Genomic DNA, 9863 nt, shown 5'->3' on the forward strand with positions numbered 1-9863 from the left:
GGCCTCGCCGAGGGTGCGCTGGTCGGAGACGGAGAAGGCGCGGATATCGTCAACTTCGTCGCCCCACAGCTCCACGCGCAGCGGGTGGGCTTCCTGGGGTGGGAAGACGTCGAGGATGCCGCCGCGCACGCTCATCTGGCCGCGGCCCTCGACCATGTCGACGCGCTCGTAGCCGAGCTCGGACAGGCGGTTCGTGACCTCGGTGAGGTCCATGATGTCGCCGGCGCGCACACGCACGGGTTCGAGGTCCGCCAGGCCGGAGATGATCGGCTGGAGGAAGGCGCGGATGGGCACGACGAGGACCGAGATCGGGCCGGCGCTGTCGTCGCCCTCGACGGGGTGGACGAGGCGGCGCAGGACGGCGATGCGGCGCGCCATCGTGTCGACCTGGGGCGAGAGGCGCTCGTGGGGCAGGGTCTCCCAGGCGGGCAGCATAGCCACGCCCGGGATCCACGAGGCCAGGGCGTTCGTCAGAGTCTCCGCGTCGCGTCCGGTGGCCGTGAGGACCACAAGCGGCGTGGCCGCGCGGGAGGACACGGCCGCGAGGAGCGGCGGCCGGACGCCGACGGGGGCGACGATCACTCCCGAGCGGCCGGCCTCGATGGAGTCCGTGGCCGTCTCGATCGCGGGATCGGTGGAGATGTCCGGGAGGAGTCCGGTAAGTAGCACGCGCTGCCTTTCGCGGTGAGGGTACGCGGCGACGCCCCAGGGCGCCGCCTCGATCAGGACCCGGTGTGTAGGGCCATCTGGGTGGGGGCGAATCCCTTGGTCACGATGTCTTCGACGACGTCGGCGGCCTGCTCGAAGGTGACGTCCCAGTCGGGGCGCTCCTTGGAGGGCAGGGCGGCCAGCACGTAGTCGGCGGGGTCCATGCGTCCCGGGGGACGCCCGACGCCGATGCGCAGGCGCGCGTAGTCTCGGGTGCCCAGGTGCTGGGTGAGGGACTTCAGGCCGTTGTGACCGCCCTCTCCCCCGCCAACCTTGAGGCGCAGCGTGTGCGCGGGCAGGTCCATGTCGTCGTGGATGACGAGGATGCGCGAGGGCTCGATCTTGTGGAAGGAGGCAAGCGCGCTGATCGGCCCGCCGGAGGTGTTCATGTAGCTGTCGGAGCGCGCCAGGATCACGCGCGGTCCGGGCACGCCGCCGGGGCCGATCCCGAGGCGAACGTCGGCCGTATGCGTGCGCGAACGGTGCGATGTCAGGGTCGCGCCGTCGCGCGAGGCGAGCACGTCGAGGGTCAAGTACCCGACGTTGTGTCGGGTGGAGGCATACTGCGCGCCGGGGTTACCTAACCCGACGACGAGCCACGGTCCGTCAGTCGTCATACTCCGATTGTGCCACCCGCGCCGAGAGCATGTCCCACTGGGGAGCGTCCTCAACGACGGGGGCTGCCTCACGTCGGGACTTGGCCCACGCGTCGGCAAAGAGCTGGGCCCACTTGGCGTAGGCCGCCGAGTTGGGGTGGAAGAAGTCCGCGGCGTGGTAGGCGAAGGTGTAGGTCGGCAGGGAGTATTCCTGCGTGAGGGAGCGCAGGTCGACCAGGTGCGCGTCGCTGTCGGCGACCGCGGCGCCAATGCGGTCGGACATGTCCTGCGCGCGGCTTTCCTGCGGCATGATGCCGAAGGAGGGGATGGTCGAGACGAGGGCGTGCGCGGGCAGGAAGCCGAGGACGCGGCGCAGGCGCTCCTCGAACTGGCCGGGGGCCATGTCCTCGGCCATCACGTCGTTGCCGCCGATGGTCAGGGTGACCAGGTCGGGACTCCAGAGGCCGTCCAGGAGGCCCAGGCCGCGCATCTGGGGGACCTGGGTGAGCTCGACGGACTCGATGGTGGCACCCGACAAGGAGAGGTTGAGCAGGAGGACCTCGCGGTCCAGCTGGGCGTTGATCGCGGAAGCCAGGCGCGCCGGGTAGGACTCGGTGATGCGCGAGGCACCCATGCCCTGCACGGAGGAGTCACCCAGCGCAACGATCAGGTAGGGGCGCTCGCCCTCGGGGTGCTCGTCGAGCTGACGGAGGCGGTCCAGGGTCGCCAGGTTGTGGTTCTCCCACGCCTTGCGGTAGTCACCGCGCTGGGAGTCCAGGCGCAGGAGTCGCCCAATCGCCACGCCGCCGCCGAAGAGGCTCGCGCCGCCTGCCGCTGCGCCCGCTACCTGCCATGCTCGTTTGCCGATCCCCATGTTGCATCCTTCCCGCGTTCTCGTTGCTTCCTCAAGTGTAACGAGGCCGGGGCCGGTGCTTCAAATGCTGAAGCACCGGCCCCTCGGTTTGTCTCAGATCGCTCAGCTCAGACGCCCGGCCGGCGCTCCCGGGAGAGCACGGATGAAGTGAGGAGGCTCCCAGCCACGCTGCGCGTAGGCGCTCGCCACGGCCTGGGCGACACTCAGGACCGCGTCCGCATCCACAAGCGCGATCGCGCTGCCGCCGAAGCCGCCGCCCGTCATGCGGGCGCCATGAGCACCCGCCGCCCGAGCCGCATCCACGGCCACATCCAACTCCGCGCACGACACCTCATAGTCATCGCGCAGCGAATCATGCGAGTCATTCATGAGAGCACCCGCGACCTTCAGGCGCGTCCCCTCCAGCAGCCCCTCGTCAAGCAGATCAATGAACGCCCGCGTGCGGGCAATCTCAGAGACGACGTGGCGCGTGCGCGCCGCCAAGCGCTCATCGCCCAACGCGGCCATAGCCTCGTCCAAATCCTCCACGTCCACGAGCTGCTCGACACCCAACATCCGCGCCGACTCCTCACAATCCGCGCGGCGCGACCCGTACTGACCATCCGCCAGCGAGTGCTTCGCGCGGGTGTCGATGACGAGGAGCTCCAAGCCGACCGCGCTCAGGTCGAAGGGGACCTGACGCGTCGACATGTCGCGGCAGTCGAGGGCCAGCGCGTGGCCCTCCCGGCAGCGCAGCGACGCCGTCTGATCCAGGCCGCCCGTGTTCGCGCCCGCAACCTGATTCTCCGCAGCGCGCGCCGCGTCGACGAGCACCTTGCGCCCCTCGTCGCTGGGGGCCTCGATCGTGCCGGCCAAGCCGAGGGAGCACACCTCGTCCAGGGCGACCGCCGTCGCACACTCAAGCGCGGCGCTCGAGGAGAGGCCGCCACCCAGAGGAACGCACGACCACAGGGCCGCATCGAAACCGGGCAACGGGCCATATCCGGCTTGCTCAAGCGCCCACGCAACGCCAGCCAGGTACGCGGTCCAGTGGTTCGTCACCTCACCGGGCGTCCCCTTCGGGCCGATCACATCCAGATCGAGGACATCCACCGCGTCGCGGGTCTGCGGCGAAATCAGCCGAATCGTTCGATCCTCGCGGGGCGACAGCGCCACGTAGGCGCGGTGCGGGAGGGCAATCGGCAGGCACGGGCCGCCGTTATAGTCCACATGTTCACCAATGATGTTCACGCGCCCGGGCGCACTCCACACGCCCGAAGGCTCATAGCCAAACGCCTCGCGGAATAGGTTGGCGGCCTGCGCGGCCCCATCGGCGGGGGTAGCAGCGTCGGCCCACACGAGATTACTCACACGATCCTCCTTGGTCTCACTCGCACAAGGCTACGTGAACGCCCTCACACCCTTCAACTGCTATTGCCTCACCGCGCTCACCCCGCCACCCCGGTACAGTGGAGCCACCACATTCGCGACACAGGCAGGCCCCATGTTCCTCCCCCAACGGCTCCCCGGCCAAGACTGGCTCGGCGTCGTCGTCGCCATCCCCGAACCCTGGGTCTCACAGCTGACTGACCTGCGCCTACGCCTCGGCGACCTCGCCGGCTCGCGCATCCCCGCGCACATCACACTCATGCCGCCTACGCCCGTTGCGCGCGACGCACGCGCCGACGTCATCGACCATCTGCGCTCCATCGCCTCACGACACTCCCCATTCCGTGTCACCCTGTCCGGCACAGACTCCTTCCGCCCCCTCTCCAACGTCGCATTCATGACGCTCGCCGAAGGCGCCGCCGACTGCGCCGACCTCGCCGAGGAGATCCGTTCCGGTCCCCTCGACCACGAGGCGCGATTCCCCTACCACCCGCACGTAACACTGGCCCAAGATGTCGACGACATCACCTTAGACCTCGCCCTCGACATCGGCGCCACCGTCAAGGCCTCGTGGATCGTCCCCGGCTTCCGCCTGGACCGCATCGACCCCTCGGGCATCTACTCCTCAATGGCACTCTTCGACTTCGACGCCTCCGGACACTGACTTCCTGCCAGGCTGTCGCCCACTCTTTTCGCAGCCACTTCCGCGCGGTAGGATCCCTCTCCGCCGTCTATCGCCCGCTCATCACGCGCTCATCACCCACTCATCACGCGCTGGTGTTCCGGGCGCCGGCGCTCTCCTTACTGCGAGTAGCCAGCCCAAGCCACACCACCATCTGCAAGCACCGCCAGGACCCGCAGCCCCATCTTCGGGGCGTTATCCGGATAGGTTGCGCGCACGCGGATAGGTTATGCACATCCGGATAGGTTATTAAGCTATCCGGATGTTCGTTACCTATCCAGATGTTCGTTACCTATCCAGATGCATATTGCCCCCGGGAACACCCCCTCATCGACGAGCACGGCACCCGCGCCCCATCAATGTCGCATGCAATTCCCCCACGACTATTTCAAATTTTGAAGTCACACTGTTGGAATTGCAACGTTTTCAGACTTTGTTGAATCTTCACACAATTGAATTGCATGCGACATTTTGGAAAACAGTGCCGCAGCTCACACAGTAGGTCGCCCGCAGACACGAAAGGCCGTGGCCTCCCGCAGACACGAAAGGCCGTGGCCCCGAGACCAGATGGCCCCGGGCCAGACCACGGCCTCGTGCACGAAACGTCAGATGTCGTAGGTCACCGAGACGGGCGCGTGATCCGAGAAACGCTCCGCGTACTCGTCGGCGCGACCGATCTCGAAGGAGCGCGCACGCTCCCCCAGCGCGGGCGTCGCGTACTGGTAGTCGATGCGCCAGCCCGCGTTGTTGACGAAGGCCTGGCCTCGCCACGACCACCACGAGTAGGGGCCCTGCACGTCACCGGCCAGGTCGCGCACGGTGTCACGCCATCCCTCGTCCACCCACTGGTTGAGGAAAACGATCTCCTCGTCGAGGACGCCCGCGCGCTTATTGTGGTTCGGCTTCCAGTTCTTGATGTCGGCCTGCGAGCGAACGACATTGAAGTCGCCGCACACGAGCGACGACATGCCACCGGCAGCCTCCTCGGCGAGCAGCTCGGCCATACGGGCCCCAATGCGAGGCAGGTGCGCCATCTTCGCCTCCTGCTTGGGCGTATCCTTCTCGCCCGAGTGGAAGTAGGCCGAGACGACGCGCACGGGGGTATCCCTACCGTCGGGGCGCACCACGGCCTCGAGCCACCGGCCCGAATCCACGTCCGTCTCCGCATCATCGAGGATCACGCGAGGCTCACCTTCCAGGCTCGCGCGTCCGCGCCGCGCGGCCACACCCACGCCCGCGCGCCCCTTAATACGGCAGGGAACCCACACGCTCTCCCAGGCCTCACCCATGATCTCGCGGGAAATCTCCTCCGGCGCACGCACCTCCTGCATGAGCAGCACGTCTGTACCACTCCCCTCCAGCCAGTCGAGGAAGCCGCGCTTGTGGGCGGCGCGGATCCCGTTCAGGTTCACGGTCGCAACCGTCAGAGTCATCGTTTTCTCCTTACGCTTGTTTGTCTTCAGTCTAGGGCAACGAGGAGGCGCGGCGAGGAATGGGTATCCTCACCGCGCCTCCGCTACGTTCGCGGGCAACCGCCCCATTTCCCGAGGCTACGCACCGCCGGTCAGCTCGCGCCGATTCCCGCTTGGCGTTCCGCGGCCTCGACGACGTTCGTGACGAGCAGGGCCCGCGTCATCGGGCCGACACCGCCGGGGTTCGGGCTGAGCCACGCGGCGACCTGGTCCACTCCGTCGGCGACGTCACCCTTCAGGCGAGCCTTGCCGTCTGCTTCTCTCACGCGGCTCACGCCCACATCGAGGACGACAGCGCCGGGGGCGACCATGTCGGCGGTGATGATCCCGGCGGACCCCGCCGCTGCGACGATCACGTCCGCCCGGCGCACGTGCTCTGCGAGGTTTTCGGTGCCCGTGTGGCACACGTCGACCGTGGCATTGACTTCCTTGCGCATGAGGAGCAAGCCGATCGAGCGACCCACGGTCACGCCACGGCCGACGACGCATACGTTCTTTCCGGCCAGGTCGATCCCGTGGCGCTCCACGAGCTCGATGACCGCGCGCGGAGTGCACGGCAGCGGCGATTCGATGGGACCCGAGCCTCGCAGCACGAGGCGTCCGAGGTTCATCGGATGCAGACCATCCGCGTCCTTCGCGGGATCGATACGCTCCAGGACGGCGTTCGTGTCGATCCCGCGAGGCAACGGCAGCTGCACGATGTAGCCCGTGCACGCGGGGTCAGCGTTGAGCTGATCGATCGCGGCCTCCACCTGCTCCTGCGTCGCGTCGGCGGGCAGATCCACGCGGATCGACTCGGCGCCGATCTCGGCGCAGTCGCGGTGCTTGCCCGCGACGTAGGCGACCGATCCGGGGTCCTCGCCCACCAAGATCGTCCCGAGGCCCGGGACAATCCCGGCCTCGCGCAGGCGACCCACGCGCTCCTTGAGCTCCGCCTTAATGGCGGCCGCGGTCGCGGTGCCGTCCAGGACGCGTGCGCCGCCCTCCCAGGGAGCCCTCACTGCTCGAGCCCCGCGTAGAGGGGGTGCTTGTCCGTGAGCTTCTTGACGCGCTCACGCAGCGCATCCACCTCAACGTTGCCGCCGGAGGCACCCTGCGTCAGCGTCGTGCCGATGATGTCCGCGACCTCCGCGAAGTCTTCCGCGTCGAATCCGCGCGAGGCCAGGGCGGGCGTGCCGATGCGCAGGCCCGAGGTGACGGCCGGCGGACGCGGGTCGAAGGGCACCGCGTTGCGGTTGACCGTAATACCGACCTCGTGCAGCAGATCCTCGGCCTGCTGGCCGTTGAGCTCGGACTCGACCAGGTCGACCAGGACCAGGTGGACGTCGGTGCCGCCGGTGACCAGCTTGATACCGGCATTCTTGGCGTCGTCGGCGCCCAGGCGCTCGGCAATGATCTGCGCACCTTCGAGCGTGCGGCGCTGGCGATCCTTGAACTCCTCAGTCTGAGCGACCTTCATGGCAATGGCCTTCGCGGCGATCACGTGCATGAGGGGGCCGCCCTGCTGGCCGGGGAACACGGCAGAATTGAGCTTCTTGCCCCACTGCTCGCCGCGCGAGGAGAGGATCATGCCGGAACGAGGCCCGCCCAAGGTCTTGTGGACCGTCGTCGTCACCACGTCGGCGTAGGGAACGGGGTTCGGGTGCAGGCCGGCGGCCACGAGGCCAGCGAAGTGCGCCATGTCAACCCAGAGGGCGGCGCCGACCTCGTCCGCGATATCGCGGAAGGCTTGGAAGTCGAGGTGACGAGGGTAGGCCGACCAACCGGCGATGATGACGCGCGGACGCTCCGCCAGGGCGGCCTCACGCACCTTTTCGGGTTCGATGCGCATCGTCTCACGATCCACCTCATAGGCGACTGCACGATAGTTCTTACCCGAGAAGTTCAGGCGCATGCCGTGGGTGAGGTGGCCACCGTGGGCCAGGGACAGGCCCAGAATAGGGTCACCGACGTTCGCCATCGCCATCAGCGCGGCCGCGTTGGCCTGAGCTCCCGCGTGGGGCTGAACATTGACGTAGTCGCCACCGAAAACCTGCTTGGCGCGCTCGATCGCGAGCGATTCGGCGACGTCCACAAACTCGCAGCCGCCGTAGTAGCGGCGACCCGGGTAGCCCTCCGCATACTTGTTCGTAAGGACCGAGCCCTGCGCCTGCAAAACGGCGCGCGGAACGAAGTTTTCCGAGGCGATCATCTCGAGGGTGCCGCGCTGACGCTCCAGTTCGGAGTCCAGCACTGCCTGGATCTCGGGGTCCAGCTGCGCCAGCGTCATGTCGTTGAGGGAATCCATCGGGTTCTCCTGTTGATCATTCGATTGTGATAACAGCAACTTGTAGCCCAGGCGGGCGGCTATCGATGCCGATGCGTCGCTCCCCGGTGGTTGCCCACCTCAATCGCCAGTCACGACACGTCTTCAAGTCTATCTCGTGGCGTTTAGCTGCGCATTCTTCCACCATGTCAGGAAGCTACCACTTGGTCATCAGAGATCTTTGGCCACACTGCTAGACTGCCCCGGTGTAGGAAATCACAGCCCATTTTCGCTTGTACTTAACCCTTTGGTTAGCAAATAAGTTAACCGTATGGATAGACTAGGGTTAACACCTAACGGTGACTGAGGCGCGCAAGGGTTATTTACTCAGTAAATATCCTGATCTGGAGGGAAAAGCTCCCTCTAACCGACCTACAGTATTTGAGTTTGAGGAAGTAGAAGGAAGACGCACAGATGACAACTTTGACGAAGCCAACTGCACGCGCCGCATCGACGGCACTCGCGCTCGAGCATGCGTCGGATTTTGCCGCGTCCGCCGACAACGCGATCAAGCGGATGTGCGACATTTTCGCCTCGCTTCTGGGCATTATTCTGCTGACCCCGGTCTGGATTATCGTCGCCCTGGCGGTGCGCCTGAACGACGGAGGTCCCGCCTTCTTCACGCAGGAGCGCGTGGGCCTCAACGGGACGACTTTTACCATGTTTAAGTTCCGCACCATGCGAGTGGACGCAGAGGCCATGAAGGCCTCCCTGGTGGAGGCCAACGAGGCCGACTCCAGCGCGGGAAATTCGATCATGTTCAAAATGACTAACGACCCCCGTATCACCCGCATCGGCGCCTTCCTGCGCAAGACCTCGATTGACGAGCTTCCCCAGCTTTTCAACGTTCTTCGCGGTGACATGTCTCTCGTCGGCCCGCGCCCCCCGCTCCCCAGCGAGGTCGCTCAGTACGAGCCTCGCGTCATGGGCAAGTTCGCCGTGCGTCCGGGCATCACCGGCCTGTGGCAGATTTCGGGCCGCTCGAACCTCTCCTGGGATGAGACGGTCCACCTGGACCTGTCCTACGCCCAGCACCGTTCCCTCACGCTCGATGCGTGGATCATGCTGCAGACGGTTCCCGCTCTGCTGCGTCACGAGGGAGCCTACTGATTCTTTCTGCGTGTGTGTGATTGGGTGAGGCCCGAGCCATTCGGCTCGGGCCTCACCCTTTCTCTGCGCTTGATGCCCGCTTCCTCGGGTGCCGTCGCGAGCCGTATCCGCGCCCTTCATGGCGGCATGCAAGACCGCGGCGCCCGTCATCCGCCCGCGCTATGAGACACTGCGTGGGCGGCGATCACCGAGGCGTTCTTCGGCCCACCAACCGGCCGCACAGAGGGCACTCAACCCTACAGCTCGCCTCACAGGCGTGCGGCGCCGCCCTCCGGGCCGCCAGAGGCTCGCTCATGGACGCTCCAGCAGTGCAGCGAGAGAGTTATTTGCGCTGCACGGGCGGTCACATGTTTGACAGCTTCGAGAGCGTAAGGCCGATACTGAGGCGTTCAACACCGCTGTCAATCATCAGATAACGGTTATTCCCCAAACATGAGGGACGTCTCAAGGCACACCCCCAGCACCGCTCGCAGGGCTCCCCCATCCCGCGAAGACTGACCTGCTGACCTGCTGCTTTTGCCCCTTCGGGCTCCCTTCACGACAGACCAGCCGGACGTTGAAGGTACCCCTGCACTCCCAGACTCCTGACCAAGAGGACGCTACCTATCGGCGTGTCGCCGGCGTGTCGCGGCTCTCATGGCGCAATTCCCCCTGGCGGCCCGAGGGCGGCCAGATTCTAGGGTTGGCCCCCGCCGCACACCCCCACCGGGCGGACCTCCGCCACGCACGGCCCACAGAGCATACAAAA

8 protein-coding genes, 1 pseudogene and 1 riboswitch are annotated in these 9863 nt (G+C 66.4%); of the genes and pseudogenes, 2 read left to right on the plus strand and 7 right to left on the minus strand.

What is annotated here, in order from left to right:
* The 4 genes and pseudogenes from HMPREF1138_RS02400 to galK form a co-directional block, all read right to left on the minus strand.
* Positions 1-669: pseudogene (locus tag HMPREF1138_RS02400) on the minus strand (transcription-repair coupling factor); the annotation flags it as partial.
* Between the two features lie 53 nt (positions 670-722).
* Positions 723-1325, minus strand: a complete 603-nt coding sequence (gene pth, locus HMPREF1138_RS02405) for an aminoacyl-tRNA hydrolase (protein WP_009056130.1) — start codon at positions 1323-1325, stop codon at positions 723-725.
* A complete protein-coding gene (locus HMPREF1138_RS02410; protein WP_009056120.1) occupies positions 1315-2178 on the minus strand; it encodes an SGNH/GDSL hydrolase family protein in 864 nt (287 codons plus the stop codon). The genes pth and HMPREF1138_RS02410 overlap by 11 nt, the downstream gene beginning before the upstream one ends.
* Positions 2179-2280: 102 nt before the next feature.
* Positions 2281-3528 (minus strand): galactokinase, encoded by a 1248-nt coding sequence (gene galK, locus HMPREF1138_RS02415; RefSeq protein WP_009056119.1) that lies wholly within the window; start codon positions 3526-3528, stop codon positions 2281-2283.
* A 133-nt stretch (positions 3529-3661) separates the two neighbouring features.
* Here galK and HMPREF1138_RS02420 point away from each other — a divergent pair, with 133 nt between their 5' ends.
* On the plus strand, positions 3662-4210 hold the full coding sequence (locus HMPREF1138_RS02420) for a 2'-5' RNA ligase family protein (RefSeq protein ID WP_009056132.1): 549 nt from the start codon (positions 3662-3664) through the stop codon (positions 4208-4210).
* 623 nt (positions 4211-4833) lie between these two features.
* Here the strand turns inward: HMPREF1138_RS02420 and HMPREF1138_RS02425 are convergent.
* The 3 genes from HMPREF1138_RS02425 to glyA form a co-directional block, all read right to left on the minus strand.
* Positions 4834-5661 carry an exodeoxyribonuclease III gene (locus tag HMPREF1138_RS02425; protein ID WP_009056124.1) on the minus strand — a complete coding sequence of 276 codons (828 nt, stop codon included), beginning with the start codon at positions 5659-5661 and terminating at the stop codon, positions 4834-4836.
* 131 nt (positions 5662-5792) lie between these two features.
* Complete coding sequence (locus HMPREF1138_RS02430) at positions 5793-6701, minus strand: bifunctional methylenetetrahydrofolate dehydrogenase/methenyltetrahydrofolate cyclohydrolase (protein WP_009056122.1); 909 nt, start codon at positions 6699-6701, stop codon at positions 5793-5795.
* Positions 6698-7987 (minus strand): serine hydroxymethyltransferase, encoded by a 1290-nt coding sequence (gene glyA, locus HMPREF1138_RS02435; RefSeq protein ID WP_009056134.1) that lies wholly within the window; start codon positions 7985-7987, stop codon positions 6698-6700. Before glyA ends, HMPREF1138_RS02430 begins: the two co-directional genes overlap by 4 nt.
* 38 nt (positions 7988-8025) lie before the next feature.
* Positions 8026-8111: riboswitch (ZMP/ZTP riboswitch) on the minus strand.
* 308 nt (positions 8112-8419) lie between these two features.
* Between glyA and HMPREF1138_RS02440 the strand changes: the two genes are divergently transcribed.
* Positions 8420-9115, plus strand: a complete 696-nt coding sequence (locus HMPREF1138_RS02440; RefSeq protein WP_009056126.1) for a sugar transferase — start codon at positions 8420-8422, stop codon at positions 9113-9115.
* Positions 9116-9863: the final 748 nt, after the last annotated feature.

This window comes from Actinomyces sp. ICM58, assembly GCF_000283035.1.
GTDB lineage: Bacteria > Actinomycetota > Actinomycetes > Actinomycetales > Actinomycetaceae > Pauljensenia.

What these genes read in the sequence shown, in the direction of transcription:
- HMPREF1138_RS02420 (WP_009056132.1), top strand. Translation starts at nt 3,662, where the DNA reads ATGTTCCTCCCCCAACGGCTCCCCGGCCAAGACTGGCTCGGCGTCGTC.
- HMPREF1138_RS02425 (WP_009056124.1), bottom strand. Translation starts at nt 5,661, where the DNA reads ATGACTCTGACGGTTGCGACCGTGAACCTGAACGGGATCCGCGCCGCC.
- HMPREF1138_RS02410 (WP_009056120.1), bottom strand. Translation starts at nt 2,178, where the DNA reads ATGGGGATCGGCAAACGAGCATGGCAGGTAGCGGGCGCAGCGGCAGGC.
- pth (WP_009056130.1), bottom strand. Translation starts at nt 1,325, where the DNA reads ATGACGACTGACGGACCGTGGCTCGTCGTCGGGTTAGGTAACCCCGGC.
- HMPREF1138_RS02440 (WP_009056126.1), top strand. Translation starts at nt 8,420, where the DNA reads ATGACAACTTTGACGAAGCCAACTGCACGCGCCGCATCGACGGCACTC.
- glyA (WP_009056134.1), bottom strand. Translation starts at nt 7,987, where the DNA reads ATGGATTCCCTCAACGACATGACGCTGGCGCAGCTGGACCCCGAGATC.